Origin of the sequence: uncultured Clostridium sp. (assembly GCF_910588715.1) — a bacterium.
GTDB lineage: Bacteria > Bacillota > Clostridia > Clostridiales > Clostridiaceae > Clostridium.
In genome coordinates this window covers 254,815-274,565 of the sequence record NZ_CAJURG010000002.1, presented here as the reverse complement: position 1 = coordinate 274,565, position 19,751 = coordinate 254,815, and the positions used below count along the sequence as shown (strand labels likewise).

At 27.4% G+C, this 19,751-nt stretch carries 22 protein-coding genes; 20 read left to right on the top strand and 2 right to left on the bottom strand.

Going from position 1 to position 19,751, the window contains the following annotated elements:
* Nucleotides 1-238: 238 nt before the first annotated feature.
* From QZ321_RS06070 to QZ321_RS06055, 4 genes are all read left to right on the top strand, one after another.
* Nucleotides 239-1,066, top strand: coding sequence for a PHP domain-containing protein (locus QZ321_RS06070; protein WP_291740952.1), 828 nt, complete (start codon nucleotides 239-241; stop codon nucleotides 1,064-1,066).
* A gap of 14 nt (nucleotides 1,067-1,080) precedes the next feature.
* Nucleotides 1,081-2,274 (top strand): pyridoxal phosphate-dependent aminotransferase, encoded by a 1,194-nt coding sequence (locus QZ321_RS06065; RefSeq protein WP_291746779.1) that lies wholly within the window; start codon nucleotides 1,081-1,083, stop codon nucleotides 2,272-2,274.
* Between the two features lie 70 nt (nucleotides 2,275-2,344).
* Complete coding sequence (locus QZ321_RS06060) at nucleotides 2,345-2,983, top strand: HAD-IB family hydrolase (protein ID WP_291740957.1); 639 nt, start codon at nucleotides 2,345-2,347, stop codon at nucleotides 2,981-2,983.
* 27 nt (nucleotides 2,984-3,010) lie between these two features.
* Nucleotides 3,011-3,808 carry an aminotransferase class IV gene (locus QZ321_RS06055; protein ID WP_291746781.1) on the top strand — a complete coding sequence of 266 codons (798 nt, stop codon included), beginning with the start codon at nucleotides 3,011-3,013 and terminating at the stop codon, nucleotides 3,806-3,808.
* 194 nt (nucleotides 3,809-4,002) lie between these two features.
* On the opposite strand, the gene QZ321_RS06050 is transcribed toward QZ321_RS06055, so the two are convergent.
* Nucleotides 4,003-5,640: a putative manganese-dependent inorganic diphosphatase gene (locus tag QZ321_RS06050; RefSeq protein WP_291740963.1), complete on the bottom strand. Its 1,638-nt coding sequence runs from the start codon at nucleotides 5,638-5,640 to the stop codon at nucleotides 4,003-4,005.
* Nucleotides 5,641-5,897: 257 nt separating this feature from the next.
* Here QZ321_RS06050 and QZ321_RS06045 point away from each other — a divergent pair, with 257 nt between their 5' ends.
* From QZ321_RS06045 to QZ321_RS06030, 4 genes are all read left to right on the top strand, one after another.
* A complete protein-coding gene (locus QZ321_RS06045; RefSeq protein ID WP_291746783.1) occupies nucleotides 5,898-8,447 on the top strand; it encodes a calcium-translocating P-type ATPase, SERCA-type in 2,550 nt (849 codons plus the stop codon).
* A gap of 305 nt (nucleotides 8,448-8,752) precedes the next feature.
* The gene (gene thrC / locus QZ321_RS06040) at nucleotides 8,753-10,222 is read left to right on the top strand and encodes a threonine synthase (RefSeq protein ID WP_291746785.1); all 1,470 of its coding nucleotides are present in this window, start codon (nucleotides 8,753-8,755) and stop codon (nucleotides 10,220-10,222) included.
* A complete protein-coding gene (gene thrB, locus QZ321_RS06035; protein WP_291746787.1) occupies nucleotides 10,215-11,111 on the top strand; it encodes a homoserine kinase in 897 nt (298 codons plus the stop codon). The genes thrC and thrB overlap by 8 nt, the downstream gene beginning before the upstream one ends.
* Before the next feature lie 163 nt (nucleotides 11,112-11,274).
* On the top strand, nucleotides 11,275-12,174 hold the full coding sequence (locus QZ321_RS06030) for a hypothetical protein (protein WP_291746789.1): 900 nt from the start codon (nucleotides 11,275-11,277) through the stop codon (nucleotides 12,172-12,174).
* A gap of 46 nt (nucleotides 12,175-12,220) precedes the next feature.
* On the opposite strand, the gene QZ321_RS06025 is transcribed toward QZ321_RS06030, so the two are convergent.
* Nucleotides 12,221-12,637, bottom strand: a complete 417-nt coding sequence (locus tag QZ321_RS06025) for a hypothetical protein (RefSeq protein ID WP_291740487.1) — start codon at nucleotides 12,635-12,637, stop codon at nucleotides 12,221-12,223.
* 249 nt (nucleotides 12,638-12,886) lie between these two features.
* Between QZ321_RS06025 and QZ321_RS06020 the strand changes: the two genes are divergently transcribed.
* From QZ321_RS06020 to QZ321_RS05965, 12 genes are read left to right on the top strand one after another with little or no spacing between them, the layout of a single operon-like run.
* Nucleotides 12,887-13,264 (top strand): NADH-quinone oxidoreductase subunit C, encoded by a 378-nt coding sequence (locus QZ321_RS06020; RefSeq protein ID WP_291740484.1) that lies wholly within the window; start codon nucleotides 12,887-12,889, stop codon nucleotides 13,262-13,264.
* Between the two features lie 15 nt (nucleotides 13,265-13,279).
* The gene (locus tag QZ321_RS06015) at nucleotides 13,280-14,362 is read left to right on the top strand and encodes a nickel-dependent hydrogenase large subunit (RefSeq protein ID WP_291740483.1); all 1,083 of its coding nucleotides are present in this window, start codon (nucleotides 13,280-13,282) and stop codon (nucleotides 14,360-14,362) included.
* Nucleotides 14,363-14,367: 5 nt separating this feature from the next.
* On the top strand, nucleotides 14,368-14,709 hold the full coding sequence (gene hypA / locus QZ321_RS06010) for a hydrogenase maturation nickel metallochaperone HypA (RefSeq protein WP_291746791.1): 342 nt from the start codon (nucleotides 14,368-14,370) through the stop codon (nucleotides 14,707-14,709).
* Nucleotides 14,710-15,354: a hydrogenase nickel incorporation protein HypB gene (hypB, locus tag QZ321_RS06005; RefSeq protein WP_291740478.1), complete on the top strand. Its 645-nt coding sequence runs from the start codon at nucleotides 14,710-14,712 to the stop codon at nucleotides 15,352-15,354.
* An 18-nt stretch (nucleotides 15,355-15,372) separates the two neighbouring features.
* Entirely contained in the window at nucleotides 15,373-15,903 is a 531-nt protein-coding gene (locus QZ321_RS06000; protein ID WP_291740476.1) for a Na+/H+ antiporter subunit E, read from the top strand.
* 5 nt (nucleotides 15,904-15,908) lie between these two features.
* Entirely contained in the window at nucleotides 15,909-16,166 is a 258-nt protein-coding gene (locus tag QZ321_RS05995) for a monovalent cation/H+ antiporter complex subunit F (RefSeq protein WP_291740495.1), read from the top strand.
* Nucleotides 16,166-16,510 carry a monovalent cation/H(+) antiporter subunit G gene (gene mnhG / locus QZ321_RS05990; RefSeq protein WP_291740474.1) on the top strand — a complete coding sequence of 115 codons (345 nt, stop codon included), beginning with the start codon at nucleotides 16,166-16,168 and terminating at the stop codon, nucleotides 16,508-16,510. Before QZ321_RS05995 ends, mnhG begins: the two co-directional genes overlap by 1 nt.
* On the top strand, nucleotides 16,503-16,766 hold the full coding sequence (locus QZ321_RS05985) for a hydrogenase subunit MbhD domain-containing protein (protein WP_291746793.1): 264 nt from the start codon (nucleotides 16,503-16,505) through the stop codon (nucleotides 16,764-16,766). The genes mnhG and QZ321_RS05985 overlap by 8 nt, the downstream gene beginning before the upstream one ends.
* A complete protein-coding gene (mbhE, locus tag QZ321_RS05980) occupies nucleotides 16,763-17,041 on the top strand; it encodes a hydrogen gas-evolving membrane-bound hydrogenase subunit E (protein ID WP_291740469.1) in 279 nt (92 codons plus the stop codon). Before QZ321_RS05985 ends, mbhE begins: the two co-directional genes overlap by 4 nt.
* Before the next feature lies 1 nt (nucleotide 17,042).
* The gene (locus QZ321_RS05975; RefSeq protein WP_291746795.1) at nucleotides 17,043-17,483 is read left to right on the top strand and encodes an MnhB domain-containing protein; all 441 of its coding nucleotides are present in this window, start codon (nucleotides 17,043-17,045) and stop codon (nucleotides 17,481-17,483) included.
* On the top strand, nucleotides 17,484-17,819 hold the full coding sequence (locus QZ321_RS05970; RefSeq protein WP_291746797.1) for a sodium:proton antiporter: 336 nt from the start codon (nucleotides 17,484-17,486) through the stop codon (nucleotides 17,817-17,819).
* Nucleotides 17,816-19,741, top strand: coding sequence for a proton-conducting transporter membrane subunit (locus QZ321_RS05965; protein WP_291746799.1), 1,926 nt, complete (start codon nucleotides 17,816-17,818; stop codon nucleotides 19,739-19,741). The genes QZ321_RS05970 and QZ321_RS05965 overlap by 4 nt, the downstream gene beginning before the upstream one ends.
* Nucleotides 19,742-19,751 lie beyond the last annotated feature (10 nt).

Below are 19,751 nucleotides of genomic sequence, written 5' to 3'. Positions count from 1 at the left end.
TATAGTATATTTAAATGAGAATTTTAATGAAGGCTTTTTATAATTTACTTTGTGTTTATAATTTACATTTTAAAGTCAAGATGATATATTTTTATTATGGGAAATATTGCTTAGTTTTGCTAATATAATATTAAAAGTATTTATTGTGTTATAAATTAGAATAACAAATTAATAAGTAACTTAAACTAAGTAAAAGTTATAAATGAAAATTTCACTTGAAAAGAAAAAGGTGAATAATATGAAGTATGCGGATTTACATATTCATTCAAGTTATTCAGATGGAGTAAAAAGTCCAGAAGAAATAATTGATTCAGCAATAAAGGATAATATTAAATATATTTCTATAACAGACCATGATTCTATAGCATCACAGTATGTCACTAAAGATAATTATGAGGGAATAAATATAATTCCAGGAATAGAGTTTAGTAGTGAATATAAGGAAATGGAATTACATATCCTTGGATATTTTATAGATATTCATAATACAGAACTTAATCAAGTTGTAAATGAATTAAATCTTCAAAGAATAAAAAGAGTTGAAGAAATACTGTTTAAATTAAAACAATATGATATTAAATTAGAATTAGAAGATTTAGCTATAGATATAGATTCTACGGTAGGAAGAAGTCACGTTGCAAATGCAATGGTTAAAAAAGGTTACTTTGATAGTTATAAAAGTGCTTTTAGAAATTTTCTAATTCAAGGGAAGCCAGGATATGTTAAAGGATTTAGATTAAATTATAAAGATTGTCTAAATGTAATTAATAAAGCTGGTGGAGTAGCTATTTTAGCTCATCCAGGACAAATATACAGAAAAATTGAAGTTGAAAATATTTTAAAAGAATTAAGATGTTTTGGACTTAAAGGAATAGAAGTATATCATCCAAGTCATTCACAAGGAGATATAAATAAATTTTTTAATTTATCTAAAAAGTATAGATTATGTGTAACTGGAGGTAGTGACTATCACGGAAAAGCTTTAGGTTATGATAATTTATCTATAGGTAGTTGTGGCTTAAATGAAGATTATTTAGAAAAATTTATTAAGTTTAATAAGATATAATGGGGGCGAAAAAAATGGATTTATCAAAAAAAGTACAAAAAATTGAACCATCAGTAACTTTAGCAATAACAGCAAAAGCTAAAGAAATGAAGGAAAATGGTATTGACGTAATTAGTTTTGGAGCAGGAGAACCAGATTTTAATACTCCAGAAAATATAATTAATGCTGCAATAAAAGCAATGCAAGATGGAAACACAAAATATACAAGTGTAAATGGAATACTTCCATTAAGAGAGGCTATTTGTAAAAAGTTTAGAGATGATAATAATTTAGAATATAAGCCATCACAAATAGTTGTATCTACTGGGGCTAAACAATCTCTTGCAAATGCATTTTTAGCAATATTAAATCCAGATGATGAAGTAATTGTACCAAATCCATATTGGGTTAGCTATCCGGAATTAATAAGATTAGCAGATGGGAAACCAGTATTTGTAGAGGGAGATGAAGCATCTTCCTATAAGTTTAATAAAGAAAACTTAGAAAAGGCAGTTACTGAAAAAACAAAAGCAATTATATTAAATAGTCCTAATAATCCAACAGGGACTATTTATACAAAAGAGGAATTAATTGAAATAGCTGAATTTGCAAAAAAATATGATCTTATAATAGTTTCTGATGAGATGTATGAAAAATTAATATATGATGGGAAAAAACATATAAGCATTGCAAGTATATCAAGTGATGCATATGAAAGAACTATTGTTATTAATGGTTTATCAAAATCTTATGCAATGACTGGTTGGAGATTAGGTTATTGTGGAGCTACTGAAAAACTTGCAAAACTTATGACTAATGTTCAAAGTCATATGACTTCTAATGTTTGTTCAATAACTCAATATGCAGCAATTGAAGCTCTAAATGGACCTCAAGATAAGGTTAATGAAATGATTTTAGAGTTTGAAAAAAGAAGAAACTATATGGAAAAGACTTTAGAAGAAATAAATGGCTTAAGTATAATTAAACCAGAAGGTGCATTTTATATTATGATAAATATTGATAAATGTTTAGGAAAAGAAATAGATGGTGAAATAATTAAGGATTCAATGGACTTTTCAGCTAAATTATTAGAACATGAAAAGGTAGCAGTTATTCCTGGAAAAGCTTTTGGTTTAGATAATTATGTGAGAGTATCTTATGCAACTTCAATGGAGTTAATAAAAAAAGGCTTAGAAAGAATTAATAAATTTATTAATAAGTTAAAATAAAGAAATAAATAATGGGGGCTGAGGCATATAAAATGCTCAGCCTTTAGTAATTTTAGGTGGAGGAAAATAATTGGAAAAATTAGCGATATTTGATATAGATTATACGATAACTAGAAAAGAGTCATTAATGGAGTTTTTTAAGTACTCTGTATCTAAGGATATAAAAAATATAAAATTTTTACCTAGAGCTTTGTATTCAGGATTAATGTATGGAATTAAGATTTATGATGAAAGAAAAGTTAAAGAGTGCTTTTTAAAATTTATAGATAATATAGATGAAAAAGATTTAGCTACTCTCACTAAAGCATTTTATGATGAAAGATTAAGTAAATTGCTTTATAAAGATGCACTTGATATGATAAAGAAGTTAAAAAGTGAAGGATGCATGGTAGTGCTTATATCAGCTTCACCAGAATTTTATATTAAGGAGTTTTATGCAATAAAAGAAGTAGATTTAATAATTGGAACTAAATTTACTTTTGAAGGTGGAAAGTTTGCAAGAAAAATGGAGGGAAACAATTGTAAGGGTAAAGAAAAGGTTGAGAGATTAAATCAAGTTTTAAAAGAAAAAAATATAAAAGTAGATTTTAAAAATTCTTATATGTTTTCTGATTCATTATCAGATAAACCATTGTTAGATTTAGTTGGAAATCCATATCTTATTAATTATAAAAAGAAGAATGAAATAGAAATTTTAAGATGGAAATAAAAAATTCTAAAAGGAAGTGGAATTTTAGTGGAAGCAATAAATAAATTTTACTTAAATAATGGAATAATATATCCTATAAATGAATTTAGAGATGAGGATTCAAAAGAAAAAATAATTTATGAAGTTTTAAGAATAGTAGATGGAAAACCTGCATTTTTAAATGAACATTTAGCTAGAATGCAAAGGTCATTTAAATTAATAAATAAAGAATTTCCATATAAAAAAGAAGAAATAGAAGAATTAATAATTCAAGTTATTCAAGAAAATGATAATTCTAATGGTAATATTAAAGTTACATATAATATAAGAAATGGAAATTTAAAAATATATTATATAATGCATTCTTATCCACCAGAAAAATACTATGAAAGTGGAGTAAAGGTTATTCTTTATTATGGAGAGAGAGAAAATCCTAATTTAAAGATAGTTAGTACAGAATTTAGAGCAAAAATTGCAGAAAAGCTTAAGGAAGCTAATGCTGTTGAAGCACTTTTAGTTGATAAAAATGGTTTTATTACAGAAGGAAGTAGATCAAACTTTTTTGCAATAAAAGGAGAAAAGCTTATAACAGCTAAGGGGGAATCTGTACTTAGAGGAATTACAAGAGATAAAATCTTTAAAATTGCAGAAAGTTTAAATATAGAAATTGAGGAAAAGGAAATAAAGGTATCTGAAATAAGTAATTTTGATTCTTTATTTATTTCAGGAACTTCAGTTGCTATATTACCAATATCTCAAGTTGATGATATAAATTTTGATGTTAATAATGAAATATTAAGAAAAATTATGAAAATTTATGATGATCTATTAAAAGGAAAATTATAATTAATATCTAAAGGTTAAAAATTTATATTAACATTTTCAATAAATAAGCTTAATACCATAATTTCTACTAAACTTGGTGTTATTATTGATAATGATTAATAAATAAAAGATATATAAAAATTATATTTAATAAAAAGGAACTATATCATATTAAAGTGAAAAGCTTTGATATGATATAGTTCTATTTTTTTATATTAAGATGTTATAGCATTAGTTATTGGAGGTACAACTTGTTTCTTTCTAGAAAGAACTCCAGGAAGGAATGCACCCTTATCTTTTAAAGTAATCTTAAATGCTTTTTCAACTATTTCAGGCTTAGCACCTGTAACTAATATTTCAGAACCTTCGTTTAATATATCAGTTAATAATAGCATAACCATTTCTAAACCAGCCTCTTTAGCCTTTTGATCCATGTAATTTAACATTTCTTCCTTTAATGGCATAAAACCTTCAATATCCATTGTATTAACTTGAGAAATACCTACTTTAGTACCTTCAATAGTAAATGGTTTGAAGTCAGTGTTGAATATTTCTTCAACAGTTTTACCTTTTAATGAAGTACCTGCTTTGAACATTTCCTTTGCAAATTCTTCTATATTTATACCAGCAATTTCAGCAAGTTTTTTACACATATATTGGTCTTGTGGAGTGCAAGTTGGGCTTCTGAATAATAATGTATCAGATATTATTGCTCCACAAAGAAGTCCAGCAGCTTTTCTTGATGGTCTGATTCCACTTTCAAAGAAGCATTTAGCAACTATTGTTGAAGTACTTCCAACTGGTTCATTTCTAAAGAAGATTGGATTATTAGTTTGAATATCCGCAACTCTATGATGATCGATTATTTCTAATACTTCTGCATCTTCTAAACCATCAACAGATTGACCTCTTTCATTATGGTCAACTTGGATAACCTTTTTCTTGTGTTTAGAAATTAAGTGGTATCTAGAAACAGTACCAACAACTCTTCCATCTTGATTTAAAACAGGATAGCTTCTAAATCTAGTTTCAGCCATAACTTTCTTTAAGTCATCAACTAAATCATCAGTTGTGAAAGAAACTATATTTTCTTTAATCATTACATATCCTACAGGAATACTTTGAACGATAAGTCTTGAAGCTGTAAATGAATCATGTTGAGTAACTATTACAGTAACACCATGTTCTTTAGCTAAATTTATTATTCTTTCAGATGGTGCATATCCACCAGTAACTATCATTAATGAAATATTAAGTTTTATTAATGCAGTTTGAGCTTCTTCTCTATCACCAACTATAGCAATATCACCTTCTTCTATGTGTTCAGTCATAGTGTCGGCTTGCATAGCTGTAACAGCAATTTTACCAGGGAAGAACTTTCTATCTTCGTTTTCATAACAGATTTTAGCTGATAAAGTATCTACTATATTATCTAAAGTTGTACTACTTTTTGCTAATATTCTATTATCCCATATATCCATGTAACAAGAAGTAAGGTTAGCAACAGCTAATACTCCTAATAAATGATCATTTTCATCAGCTACAGGTAAAGTTTTTATATTTTTCTCTCTCATTATTGTCCAAGCAGTTTTTAATGAGATGCTAGGAGAAACAGGACTTATATTATCAAATTGTAAATCTTCTACTTTAAGTTTAACTGTGTTTAAGAATTTTGGTGCTTCTGCATCAAAATAATCTAATATGAATTGAGTTTCTTGATTTACATTACCAAGTCTACAAGCAACAGCTTCAGTTTCACCAATTTTATTTTTAAATTCAGCATATGCATATGATGCACATATTGAATCTGAATCTGGATTTTTATGCCCAGTTACGTAAATTATATCTTTCATGCAATATGACCTCCTTAGTATATTTATATAAATAAAGCAATTAAATTTTTTATTATAAAAGACATGCTTTAAGCTTTTAAAAAATTACTATATTAATGGCTTTATACATATTTTTGCATAATACTATTCTATATTTGTAAGAGAGATTTGTAAATAAAAATGTAAAGTATAGTAAGTAGAAATTTAACTTAATCATTCATAGTATTACATAAACATTAATATATATATACAAGAGTTCTTGATGAGGAGGAAAAAGCGTGATACAGGAAAAGGAGTTTACTAGGGGATTAAGTACTAGAGAAGCAGAAAAAAGAATTAAAACCTATGGTTTAAACGAACTTAAACATAAAAAGAAAAAGTCACCGATTTTAATTTTCTTATCTCAATTTAATGACTTTTTAGTATGGGTATTAATAGGAGCAACTATTATATCAGGTTTTATTGGAGATAAGGCTGATGCATTAACAATACTTATTATAGTAATTGTAAATGCAATATTAGGATTTATACAAGAATTTAGAACTGAAAAATCTTTAGAAGCATTACAGGAGATGGCAGCACCAACATGTAAAACTATAAGAGATGGAAATATTAAGGTTATAAATTCAAGAGAATTAACAATAGGTGATATTGTAATATTAGAAGCTGGTGATAGGATTCCGGCAGATGGAACATTTATTGATGCTGCAAACATGGTAGTAGATGAATCTTTATTAACAGGTGAGTCTGTAGGAATATCTAAAGATACAAACAAAGGGAAAAATGAAGGATATATGGGTACAATAGTTTTAAAAGGTAGAGGATTATTAATAGTTGATTCTATTGGTATGGAAACTGAAATGGGAAAAATAGCAAACCTTTTAGATAATATAGAAGAAGAAAAATCACCTTTAAGGGAAAGGTTAGATTCTTTAGGAAAAATATTAGTTGTAGTTTGCCTTATAGTGTGTATTATTGTTACTGTTCTTGGAATATTAAGGGGAAATAATATTACTGAAATGTTCCTTTTAGGTGTATCATTAGCTGTTGCTGCAATACCAGAGGGATTGGCAGCTATAGTTACTGTTGCATTAGCATTAGGCGTAAGTAGAATGCTTAAGAGAAATGCTTTAATTAGAAAGCTTCCAGCTGTTGAAACTTTAGGATGTACTTCAGTAATTTGTTCGGATAAAACGGGGACTTTAACTCAAAATAAAATGACTGTAAAAGAAGTTTTGACTAATGGTAAAATTTATGAATTGGATAAAGAAAAGCTAAGTAATTGTGAAAAGTTAAAGGAAGCTTTCGTATATTGTAATGATACAAATTATAATTATGATATTAAAGATATAGATAAAGCAGTTATGGGAGATCCAACTGAAACAGCTTTAGTTAAGGTATTTTTTAAAGATACAAATGAAGCTGAAGAGTTTATTTCAAAAGCTAATAGATTATTTGAAATACCATTTGATTCCACTAGAAAAATGATGACTGTAATAATGAAGGTAAATGGTAAAGAAGTTTGTTATATGAAAGGTGCTCCAGAAAGAGTATTAGAAAGATGTGATTCTGTATTAGAAAATGGTAAAATAAAGCCTCTTACAGCTCAAAAGAAAAAACAAATTTATAATTATATTGAATCTATGTCAAATAGAGCTTTAAGATGTATTGCATCGGCTTATAAAGAAGAGCATGTTGTTAAAAATGATTCTGTTGAAGAAAATTTAATATTCTTAGGTGTAGCAGGAAGTATGGACCCTCCTAGAGTTGAGGTTAAAGATGCTGTACTAAAATGTAAAATGGCAGGAATTAAGCCTGTAATGATAACAGGGGATCATAAAAATACTGCATTAGCAATTGCTAAGAGTATTAATATATGTAATACAGACGATCAAGCAATTACAGGTGATGAATTAGAAAAAATGTCTGATGATGAATTAGTAAAGAGAGTTGATAAATTAAGAGTATTTGCAAGAGTATCTCCAAATCATAAATTAAGAATAGTAAAAGCTTTTAAAAAGAATAATAACATAGTTGCAATGACAGGTGATGGTGTTAATGATGCTCCAGCGATAAAGGAAGCAGATATAGGTGTTGCAATGGGAATATCAGGAACAGATGTTACTAAAGAAGCTGCATCAATGGTTTTAATGGATGATAACTTTGCAACAATAGTATCTGCCGTTGAAGAAGGAAGAATTATTTATGATAATATAAGAAAATTTATAAGATATTTATTATCTTGTAATTTAGGTGAAGTATTAACAATGTTTTTAGCATCATTATTTTATTTGCCAAATCCACTTACACCAATACAAATTTTATTTGTAAACTTGGCTACAGATGGATTACCAGCCATTGCATTAGGAATTGATCCAGCAGATAAAGACATAATGAGGCAAGCACCTAGAGAAAAAAATGAGGGAATATTTGCAAGAGGTCTTTGGGAAAAAATTATTGTTAGAGGATGTTTAATAGGAGTTTGTACATTATTATCTTTTATGGTAGGAAGATATTATGGAATGAATTTAGCAACTTGTAGAACTATTGCATTATGTACTTTAGTTATGTCTCAACTTTTACATGTATTTGAATGTAGATCAGAAAGACATTCTATATTTGAAATAAATGTATTATCAAATATATATTTATTAGGCGCAGTAATAGTTTCAATCACTATGGTATGTTGTATATTATATATTCCATTTTTAAAGGGAATATTTAATACAGTTTCTTTAAATCTAGGTCAATGGTTGTTAGTAATATTCTTTTCAGGAATAATTTTCTTGATAAATAGTGTATATCTTCTTATAAAATCTAAAAAATAATAAAAAAGATAGGCTATCTTAATAGTGATAGCCTATTTTTATTAAGAGTAAAGATATATATGATTATAAAAATAAATAGGCTATATTTTATATATTTTGTTATGTTTAAAATATAAGTTATATTTTTATAGAATTTAGAGAATTAAATAATATTTGAAATAAAGTAATAAGATTATAAGTATATTTTTATGATAAATAAATGCTTGTATTTTATTTAAGTAAATGATAATATTCTTACATGGCAATTATTTCCTAATATTAACATATGAAGGTGAAAATATAGATAAGACTCTTGGAGGTGTAAAATGAAATTTATAAGTACTAGGGGAAATGGAGAAATTATTTCATCTTCTAAGGCAATTATAAATGGAATTGCTGATGATGGGGGATTATATGTTCCAATGGAATTTCCTAAATTGTATGATACTTTGAAAAAGAAAATGGGGCTTTCTTATGAAGAGTTGGCATATGAAATAATTAGGAGATTTTTTGATGATATTGGTGATGAAAATTTAAAGGAAGCAATAAATAATGCTTATAAGGATAAATTCTTTGTAAAAGAAGAAAATAATTTTTTAGAATTATATCATGGGCCTACATCTGCATTTAAGGATGCAGCACTTTTATTTTTACCACAAATAATGAGGTGTGCAAAGAAAAAAGAAAATATAAGTGAAGATATTGTAATATTAACTGCAACATCTGGTGATACAGGAAAAGCTGCATTACAAGGATTTAGTAATGTAGATGGATTTAAGATAGTAGTTTATTATCCTAAAGATGGTGTAAGTAAAATTCAGCAAAAGCAAATGATAACTCAAGAAGGGAATAATGTAAGCGTAATTGGAATTAGAGGTAATTTTGATAATGCACAAACTGGTGTTAAATCAATTTTTGGGGACAGTGAATTAAAGAAAAAGCTAAAGGAAGAAGGTTTTTTATTATCTTCAGCTAATTCAATTAATATTGGAAGATTAATACCACAAATTGTTTATTATTTTTATGGTTACTTTGATTTAGTTAATAAACAAAAAATAAAAGAGGGCGATAAAATAAATGTAGTTGTCCCAACGGGGAATTTTGGAAATATATTAGCAGCATATTATGGAAAGAAAATGGGGCTACCTATAGAAAAGCTAATATGTTCTTCAAATGAAAATAACGTACTAACAGATTTTTTAAATACTGGAGTATATGATAAAAGAAGAAAATTAATATTAACAGAATCACCATCAATGGATATTTTAATTTCATCAAATTTAGAAAGATTATTATTTGAGGCTAATAATAGAGAAGCTTTAGAAACTAAAAGACTTATGGATGATTTGAATTTAAAGGGAACATATTCAATTTCTAAAAATGCTAAAGAGTTTTTAAGTGATTTTTATGGAAATTATGCAAATGCTGATGAAATTTATGAGGCAATTAAAGATGTGTATAATAATGATGGATATTTAATGGATACACATACTGCTGTAGGATATGTTGTATTAAATAAATATAGAAAAGAAACTTCAGATTTAAGACAAGCGTTGATAGTATCTACAGCTAGTCCATATAAATTTCCACGAAGTATATGCAATGCTCTAGGAATAGATATTATTGAGAAGGATGATTTTGAAATATTAAATATATTAAGTCAAAATACTAACACTGATATACCTAAAAATTTAATGAACTTAGATAAAAAAGAAGTGCTTCATAAGGAAGTTTGCGATAAAGATAAAATGAAGGATAGTTTACTTGATTTTTTAAGGAGAAGTAAAAATGATTAGAGTAAGAGTTCCTGCAACATCAGCAAATTTAGGACCAGGATTTGATTCACTTGGAATTGCATTGAGTATATATAATGAATATGAGTTTGAACTTAAAGAAGATATAGGAGTATCTTTTGAAGGGGTTGAAAGAGAATTTCAAAATGAAGATAATATTATTTTTAAAGCTATAAATAAGACTTTTAATAAATATAATTTTAAATTTAATGGAATAAAAATTAAATTAATAAAGCAGGAAATTCCAATATCAAGGGGATTAGGTTCAAGTTCAAGTTGTATAGTTGCAGGGATTGTAGGAGCTTTTGCTTTAATGGGAAAACAAATAAATAAAGACGAAATATTAAGTTTAGCAGTTGAAATTGAAGGTCATCCTGATAATGTATGCCCAGCAATTTTTGGCGGTTTGGTTGTTACTATAATGACTGATAATAAAAAAGCTTTATATAACTCTGTAGAAGTTAGTGATGGAATTAAATTTGTAGCATTAATTCCAAACTTCAAGCTTTCAACTGAAAAGGCTAGAAAGATGTTGCCTAAAGAAGTTTCGTTTAAAGATTGTATTTATAATATTAGTAGAGTTGCTCTTTTAATATCATGCTTTTCAAATGGAAATTATGATTTATTAAAAGAAACTACTAAGGATAGACTCCATGAAAGGTTTAGAAGTAAACTTATTAATAATTTTGATAAAGTTTATAATAAATCAATGGAGCTTGGTGCATTTGCTTGCTATTTAAGTGGTGCAGGACCAACATTAATGGCAATAGTAGACAATGATAATTTTAATTTTGTAAATAACTTTAAAATATTTATGGAAGAACAAAATATTGATTGGAATATTAAAGAGTTAAAAATAGATAAAAATGGAGCCAAAATTTTAAAATACTAATTAATGTGTTAAATATAAGAATACAAGACTTTATTTTACAAATAATTTACTTATTTTTACTAAATAAACAAATAATATTTGTAATAATGCTTTATTTAGTAGTATAATTAATAGTGTCAAATAAATTATATAAAAAATAAGTATAGATAGGATGAAAATACTGATGTTTGAAATAATAATAGCCGCAATAATAATAATTTGTATTATTTATATTTTTAGAGGTGATTTTTCAAAAAAAGAAGTTGGAGTAACAGTTCTTAAAAGTTTACCTTTATCCATCTTTAAAAAATGGAGTAGAGAAGATAAAAGTATAAATAAAAGATATATGAAAAAAGATATGTCAGAGGATATTGAAGATATTGATAATAATATAAATGATTACAATAACGAAGTTTTAGAAGAAGTTGCAATTGATTCAATATCTGCGGAAGTTGAAGAAGCAGAAAATAAGGAATTATCTAAAGGGATAGAAGAGTGTATAGTATCTGAAGGAATAGAAGAAACAGAAGTTGATATACTATATTATGAGTCTGAAGAAATAGAAAATTCTATAACATCATCTAATGAAACTGAAGCAGTAGATATAGTAAATGAAATAGAAGCTATAACTGAAATAAATGAAGTTGAAAATAGAAATGAATATTTAAGCGAAACTGAAGAAATGATTAATAATTATGAAATAGATGAATTTAGTAATTCTCAAGAGAATTTAGAAAATAATAGATCAATGGAGATAGAAAATAAGTTAGAATCTATAGATTTAGAAGTTATAAATAATGAAGAAGAAATAAAAGAGGTAGTAGAAGAATTTAATAATATAGAAAATATTTTAGAAGATGATGTTAAAGATATTAGCGATGTTTTTATTGATGATATTTCCAAAGTTATAGAAAATAAAGAAATTATAGACGAGCTAAAGGAAAAAGAGATAGTATATTGGACACCAAATGGAAAAACATATCATGTAAAAAATACTTGTAGAACACTAGCTAGAAGTAAGGTAATAAATAGTGGAACAATATATGAAAGTGGAAAAGATTTTAAGTGTGAACATTGTAAATAATAAAAAAGAGATTTTGCAAAATGCAAAATCTCTTTTTTATATATAACTATCTAGTTCTCATTCTAGTAGCTTGTTGTCTAGCTTTTTTTATTTGGCTATGGTCAAATGGGTGAAGATCTTTTCTTGTAGTTAAATTAGCTATATTTGAAGCAATAACAACTTCAGAATTTGCTTTACCTTTTTCGCCTTTAATTCCCATAACGATTACTTTATGACCTTGAGATATATCTATAAATTCTGGTTTTTTAAACCATCTATTTCTTTTATATTCACATTTAGCTACTTGTTTACCTGCATCAGACTTAACAACTAACCAAACATGTAATCTATTGAAAATTCCAAGAAAACTTTTAGTTTCTGTTTTAACTGATAAAACTGTTCCAGAAACGCTTGTCATTCTATCTCCATATTTATTCATATATGCATCAGAGTAATATTTAGTCATTTTATCTTTGAAACCCATTGCAAAAACTCCTTTTATTATAAATTATACTATTATTAACAACAATTATATATACATTATAACATAAAAGTTATGTATATAAAACATAAAATACTACTAATCAAAGGAAGAATAAGAAGTAAAATGAAATTTCAAAAAAATTCCATTATTTTATTATAATAAAGATTAATCTTATGTATAATAAAGAATAAGGAGCTGTAAAATATATAAAGTAAAGATAAAATTTTCCTGATATTAAGGGGGAGTATTATGGGAAAGATCACTGTAGAAGAAATTAAAAAAAAGGATATTGTATTAAAAGTTCAAGAAGTTAGAGATAAGGGGGGACGTTTAGTAGCTATAAATGGTTATGTTGATAAAGAAAAAAATAATGTTGTAGTTTATACACTAGAATATGATGATGTTAGAAAGCATTATCATGTAAAAGGAGAAAAATCATTACCAACAGTAACTAATATATATAAAGGTGCACAATGGTTTGAAGAAGAAATACAAGAAGTTATGCCATTAAAATTTGAAGGTTTAGTATTTAGTGAAAGATTATTTTTACCAGAAGAATTTAAAGAAGGGGAAGGACAGATACTTATTATGCCTTTAAATGAACTTAAAAAGTTAAAAGATAATTAAAAGGGGGGAAAATATTTGAGTTACGTTTTACCATTAGGACCATATCATCCTGCATTAGAAGAGCCAGTCCACGTTAAGCTTCTTACAGAAGGAGAACTTATAAAGGATTCGGAAGTTTTTATAGGATATAACCATAGAGGAATAGAAAAATTAACTGAAATTAGAAATCCAATTCAAACTATAACTTTAGTTGAAAGAGTATGTGGAATTTGTTCTCATTCTCATGCTATGACTTATTGCTTAGCTGTAGAAAATATTGCAGGTATGCAGGTTCCGAAAAGGGGAAGTTATATAAGAGTAATATTAAGTGAGTTAGAAAGATTACATTCTCATTACTTATGGCTAGGGTTAGCTGCACATATAATAGCTTTTGACTCTTTATTTATGATGTGTTTTGCTTCAAGGGAAAAAATAATGGATATGTTAGAAGTTATATCTGGAAATAGAGTAAATTATGCTATGAACATAATTGGTGGTGCAAGAAGAGATATAAGTAATGAACAAAAAGAAACTTTAATAAAAATGATAAAAGAGTTAAGAAATGAATATAAAAATATTTATAATGTTTATGCTAAAGATTCAAGTATAGCAGCAAGAACTAAGGGTGTTGGTATATTAACAAAGGATGATGCATTAAATTATGGTGCTTGTGGGCCTCATGGAAGGGCTTCAGGAGTTAATTTTGATGTAAGAAAAACAATGCCTTATTGTTGCTATGATGAATTTGATTTTAATGTGGCTTTAGCAAATGATGGCGATGTTTTTTCAAGAGCTGTAGTAAGGTTATTAGAAGTTGAGGAAAGTTGTAAGATAATTGAACAAGCTCTTAAAAATATGCCAGATGGACCTATTAACTTAGGGAACAAGATTCCTAAGGTTCCAGTAGGTGAATATATGGCTGTAACTGAAGCACCTAGGGGAGAAGTTACTTATTATGTGGTTTCAAATGGAGGACAAACAAATGGAAGAGTTAATATTCATGTACCAACCTTTAAGAATGCAATGACTGTTCCTGTTATGTTAAAAAATAATACTATTGCAGATGCAGGGCTTATAGTAGCTAGTATAGACCCTTGTTTCTCTTGTTTAGACAGGTAAAAGTTATGCATGAATTATCAGTAACTCAAGGATTACTAAAGATATGTTTAGAAGAGGGAAAGAAACACAATATTAAAAAAATAAAAGATATAAACATTAAGGTTGGAGAATTAACGGATTTAGTACCAAATTGTATATCATATTATTTTAATATTATATCTAAAGATACTATTGCTGAAAATGCAAAAATAAATATAGATAGAATACAAGTAGAAATTAAATGTAATGTATGTGGCTATTTTGGAAAGCTAGGAAAAAATAATTATCTTTGTCCATCTTGTAAAGGAAATAAATATGAAATTATAAAAGGGCGAGAGTTTTACTTAGATACTATGGAGGTAGAGTAAATGCAAATAAAGGTTGTAAGACAAATTTTAGAATGGAATGAGGATTGTCATAAGGAAGTTAAGGAAGAATTACAAAGTAAAAATGTAAAAATGATTAATATAATGGGGTCTCCGGGTGCAGGAAAAACAACCTTTATATTAAATTTAATAGAGGAGCTTAAAGAAGAGGGATTAAGAGTTGGCGTAATAGAAGGTGATATAGAAGGAACTATAGATGCTAAAAAAATTCAAGAGGCAAATATACCAGTTGTTCAGCTTAATACACAAGGAGCATGTCATATAGAGGCTATGTCTATAAAAAATATAATAAAAAATTTTAATTTAGAGGAATTAGATATTATTATAGTTGAAAATATAGGAAATTTAGTATGTCCAGCAGAATTTGATATTGGAGAAGTATTAAAGGTTGCATTATTAAGTATACCTGAAGGTGATGATAAGGTTGTTAAATATCCTTTAATGTTTTCAAAGGCAGATGCGGTAATTCTTACTAAATATGACATGATAAGATACTTTAAATTTAATGAAAATGAAGTAAAGGAGCAAACTCTTATGAGAAATCCAAGTTCTAAAATTTTCATGATTAACTCATTAGAAAAGGGAGCAACTAGAGAATTTTCAAAATGGTTAATAAAGAAGATATAAGGTAGAAGGTGATTATAGTTGAAAAAATGGACAGCGTTTTTAGGGACTTTCATTTTATCATACTTATTTTGGATTTTATTTTTAATGCAGGACTTTAATATTTTAAAATTAGGAACTCAAGAATTAGTAGTAGGTCTTGTAGTTGCTACAATTGTTGCTTATTTTTCAAGTTCATTTTTTGCAAGGGAAGATGGATTTTGGATTTTTAAAAAATTTAGATTTATAAATTTAATTATTTTTATTCCTGTTTATATATGGGAATTGATAAAAGCAAATTTTAATGTTGCTATAAAATCATTATCACCAAATTTAAATATAAATCCAGGAATAGTAAAAATAACTACAGATTTAAAATCTGATTATGGATTAGCAATGTTAGCTAATTGTATAACATTAACACCTGGAACTATAACAATGGATATATATGAAGATGGAGATAAAAATGCAATGTATATTCATTGGATAGATGCAAGTATAGAGGATACAAAAGAAGCATCAGATATTATAAAGGGAAGATTTGAGTATTTTGTAAGGAGGCTTTTTAGGTGATTGATATGAACTCTATATTTACTATAGTTTCAATAATTTTAGCCATTTTAGCTTTGGTTTTACTATATAGAGTGTTTAAAGGTCCTAATGTAATAGATAGAGTTTTAGCAGCAGACTCAATAGATATAATTTTAGGAATAGTTATGATTTTATTTGGGGTTGTAGAAGATAGGGGGATGTATTTAGATATTGGACTTATAGTAACTCTTCTGGGATTTATTGGAACTGTATTAATTTCTAAATATTTAGAGGGGGAATTATAATGTCTATATTAGAGATAATTGTATCTGCACTTCTTATATTAGGTGTTTTTTTTCTTTTTGCAGGTGTTGTTGGCGTAATTAGAATGCCAGATACATTTTGTAGATTACAAAGTGCAACTAATATAGCTACAATGGGAGCTATGCCAATAGCGTTAGCTTGTAGTATATATGGATTTGGAAACGGAAACACTTCTTTAGGAATAAAAGCTTTGATAATGGTAGTATTCTTGCTTATAAGCAATCCTGTTGGAGCTCATGCAATGGCAAGAGCTGCATATAAAATTAAGGCTGGTCTTTGTGAAAAAACAAAGTTCGACCATTATGGGAGGGATTTAAATGAATAGCTTTAATATTTTAAATACTCTAATAATAGTTGGATTAGTTATATCTGCATTTTGTGTATTTTTTTTAGATGACATGCTTCAATGTATAATTGCTATGGCTGTTTTAGGTGGATTTTTAGCTTTAGAGTTTTTACTTCTTAAAGCGCCAGATGTTGCATTAGCAGAGGCAGCAGTAGGAGCTATATTAACTCCGGTAATTTTTATAATAACTTTAAATAAAGTAAAGGCAAAGAAAGTGAGGGAGGAAGATAAATGAGAAAAAAGGTAACTTATTTAATTCTTTTTTTACTATTTGTTATTTTTATTTTTTTAGGTTTTAAGATGAGCTTAAAACCAGAAGTTTTAGGGGAAGCATCTGAAATAGTAATAGATGAAACTATTAAAGAAACAGGAGCAATAAATTCAGTTACAGCAACTGTATTTGATTTTAGAGGATATGACACTTTAGGAGAAGCTATAGTATTATTTACTGCAATTTGTGGAGTTTCGGCTGTTTTAAGACCAGAAAAGAAAGCAAAGGAGGAAAAATAATATGAAAAAGAGAAGAGATTCTATCTTAATATCTTGTACAAACTTAGTATTACCAATTTTGCTTACCTTAGGTTTATATATTATAATTCATGGACATTTATCACCAGGTGGTGGATTTCAAGGTGGTGTTTTAATAGCGGGAGCTATAGCTATTGTTTATATTGGCTATGGATCTAAAGGTGTAAACAAAAAAATAGGAGCAAATTCATTTAAAATTGCAGAAGATATAGGAGCATTAGGATTTATTATATTAGCCTTTATAGGTTTAATAGGTTCAGGGGTATTTTTTGGAAATATATTAGAAAAAGGAAATCCAGGTGATTTATTTTCATCAGGAAGTATATTTTTAATGAATTTTGCTGTAGGCTTTAAAGTTTTTGCAGGAATTTCATTTTTAATATTAATTATGATAAGTAGTTTAAAAGGCAAGGGGGAAGAGTAGATGACAATAAATTATATTGGAGCTTTTCTTTTAATTGTAATTGGACTTGCAATAATTGTTTTGAAGAAAAATTTAATAAAGATAGTTATTGGAATGGGAATTTTAGATTCAGGAATTAATTTATTATTAATTTCAATTGGATTTAGAACTAATGGTACAGCACCAATATTTAGTGATAATAGTACTTACTTTGTAGACCCTATACCTCAGGCACTAACACTTACATCTATAGTAATTGGCGCTTGTGTTACAGCACTTGCACTATCTATAGTAATTAAGATTCAAAAACATTATAACAGTATAGAAAGTGATGACGTAAGGAGGATTAGGGGATGAGTATAGAATTTATTAATAATCTTCCAATAATAGCGATAATGACTCCATTTATTTTGGCGTTTATACTTGGATTATTTAAAAATAAATATATAAGAGTAAAAAGAGCTCTTTCAGTTATTGCAACATCAATATCATTTTTATGTGTAATATTATTAATTAAGCCAATTTTAATTGATGGAGAAATTATAGTAAGTTGGATGGGAAATTGGAATCCAATTGATGGAAAGGCTTTTGGTATTGGTCTTGAAATAGATTCATTAGGGATGTTTTTAGCTTTAATAATTACAGGTGCGTCACTTTTATCAGTAATTTATTCTTTAAAATACATGAGTCATGATAATGGATTAGAAAAATATTATGTATTATTTTTATTATTGACTTCAAGTATGATAGGGTTTGTATTTACTGGCGACTTGTTTAATATGTATGTAATGCTTGAAATAATGACATTTGCAGCAATTGCATTAACTGCGTTTAGAAATTATAAAGATAAGTCAGTAGAAGCAGCATTTAAGTATATAGTAACAGGTTCTTTAGGATCATCATTAATTTTATTGGGAACATGTCTAATATATAGCGAAACAAAAACCTTAAATTTAGCTGAAATAGCAGTAGTTATAAAAACTATGGAGTCTATGACACCAACATTAATAGTTGCATTTTCTCTTATGATGGTTGGATATGCAGTAAAGGCATTTATGGTTCCATGTCATACATGGCCAACAGATGCACATATGGCAGCACCGTCATCAATTTCAATGATACTATCTGGAGTAATGAGCAAAACTGGAGTATATGCAATTATCAGATTAGTATTTATGATTTTTGGATTATCATCTAACAGTTTGGTTGGCTACTTAATATTAGTTTGGGGTGTTATAACAATGGTAATAGGTGTATCTATGGCATTGCTACAACATGATTTTAAGAGGCTTTTAGCCTTTCACTCAGTTTCTCAAATAGGATATATAATAACAGCTTTAGGTATGGCAATATTAGAAAGTGGTGAAGTAAGTATTTTAGCAATGGTTGGTGGAACTTATCACATGATTAACCATGCTATATTTAAGGGACTATTGTTTTTAATAGCAGGAGCTGTACTTTATATTACAAAAACTACAGACTTAGAATCAATTTCAGGCTTAGGTAAAAAGATGCCATTTACTATGGCGATGTTTTTGTTTGGGGCAGCAGGAATTAGTGGAATTCCACCTTTTAATGGATTTGCATCAAAGTGGATGATATATGAGGCAGGATTTACAGGTTCATTAGGCATAGTATCTATAATAGCTGTTGTGGTTTCAGCTCTTACTTTAGCATCATTTATAAAGGTTGGTCATTCAGCATTTTTTGGTCCTATAAATGAAGAGTATGAAAATATAGAGGATATTAATATTTCAATGAAAATTCCAATGGGAATACTAGCATTAGGAACAGTTGTATTTGGATTATTTCCTAATTTTATAGTAAATAGATTATTAATTCCAGTAATCAAAAGTATATATAATTTAAAAGAATATGTGTCTTCAGCATTAGGAAATAATTATGATTCTGTTTTTACCATTGATAGTATTAATAATATTAAATTTATAACACGCGGAATATATAATCCAACTAATTTTTTAATATTATTTGTAGTACTATTAATTGCATTTTTAATATTTACTATTTTAAAAGTTGGTAATTTAAATTATTCAAGCTCATCTTTAGATAAAGATCGTAAATATGATATTTATGTTGGTGGAGAAAGAGGAGAAGATGTAAAGGTTGGTGCTAATGATTTATTTTGGGGAATGAAGCATCAATTAAAGGGATATTTTAGCAGAATACAAAAAGCTCATAGTGGTAGTGTTAATGATTATTCTTTATGGATAGTAGCAACTTTAGTAATAGTATCTGTAATTACAATTATATTTCTATAGGGGGCTTTAA

Bases quoted from the DNA above. Each gene is read 5' to 3' on its own strand.
- QZ321_RS06070 (WP_291740952.1), top strand. From the start codon at position 239: ATGAAGTATGCGGATTTACATATTCATTCAAGTTATTCAGATGGAGTA.
- QZ321_RS06065 (WP_291746779.1), top strand. From the start codon at position 1,081: ATGGATTTATCAAAAAAAGTACAAAAAATTGAACCATCAGTAACTTTA.
- QZ321_RS06050 (WP_291740963.1), bottom strand. From the start codon at position 5,640: ATGAAAGATATAATTTACGTAACTGGGCATAAAAATCCAGATTCAGAT.
- thrC (WP_291746785.1), top strand. From the start codon at position 8,753: ATGAAATTTATAAGTACTAGGGGAAATGGAGAAATTATTTCATCTTCT.
- thrB (WP_291746787.1), top strand. From the start codon at position 10,215: ATGATTAGAGTAAGAGTTCCTGCAACATCAGCAAATTTAGGACCAGGA.
- QZ321_RS06030 (WP_291746789.1), top strand. From the start codon at position 11,275: ATGTTTGAAATAATAATAGCCGCAATAATAATAATTTGTATTATTTAT.
- QZ321_RS06025 (WP_291740487.1), bottom strand. From the start codon at position 12,637: ATGGGTTTCAAAGATAAAATGACTAAATATTACTCTGATGCATATATG.
- QZ321_RS06020 (WP_291740484.1), top strand. From the start codon at position 12,887: ATGGGAAAGATCACTGTAGAAGAAATTAAAAAAAAGGATATTGTATTA.
- hypA (WP_291746791.1), top strand. From the start codon at position 14,368: ATGCATGAATTATCAGTAACTCAAGGATTACTAAAGATATGTTTAGAA.
- hypB (WP_291740478.1), top strand. From the start codon at position 14,710: ATGCAAATAAAGGTTGTAAGACAAATTTTAGAATGGAATGAGGATTGT.
- QZ321_RS05995 (WP_291740495.1), top strand. From the start codon at position 15,909: ATGAACTCTATATTTACTATAGTTTCAATAATTTTAGCCATTTTAGCT.
- mnhG (WP_291740474.1), top strand. From the start codon at position 16,166: ATGTCTATATTAGAGATAATTGTATCTGCACTTCTTATATTAGGTGTT.
- QZ321_RS05985 (WP_291746793.1), top strand. From the start codon at position 16,503: ATGAATAGCTTTAATATTTTAAATACTCTAATAATAGTTGGATTAGTT.
- mbhE (WP_291740469.1), top strand. From the start codon at position 16,763: ATGAGAAAAAAGGTAACTTATTTAATTCTTTTTTTACTATTTGTTATT.
- QZ321_RS05975 (WP_291746795.1), top strand. From the start codon at position 17,043: ATGAAAAAGAGAAGAGATTCTATCTTAATATCTTGTACAAACTTAGTA.
- QZ321_RS05970 (WP_291746797.1), top strand. From the start codon at position 17,484: ATGACAATAAATTATATTGGAGCTTTTCTTTTAATTGTAATTGGACTT.
- QZ321_RS05965 (WP_291746799.1), top strand. From the start codon at position 17,816: ATGAGTATAGAATTTATTAATAATCTTCCAATAATAGCGATAATGACT.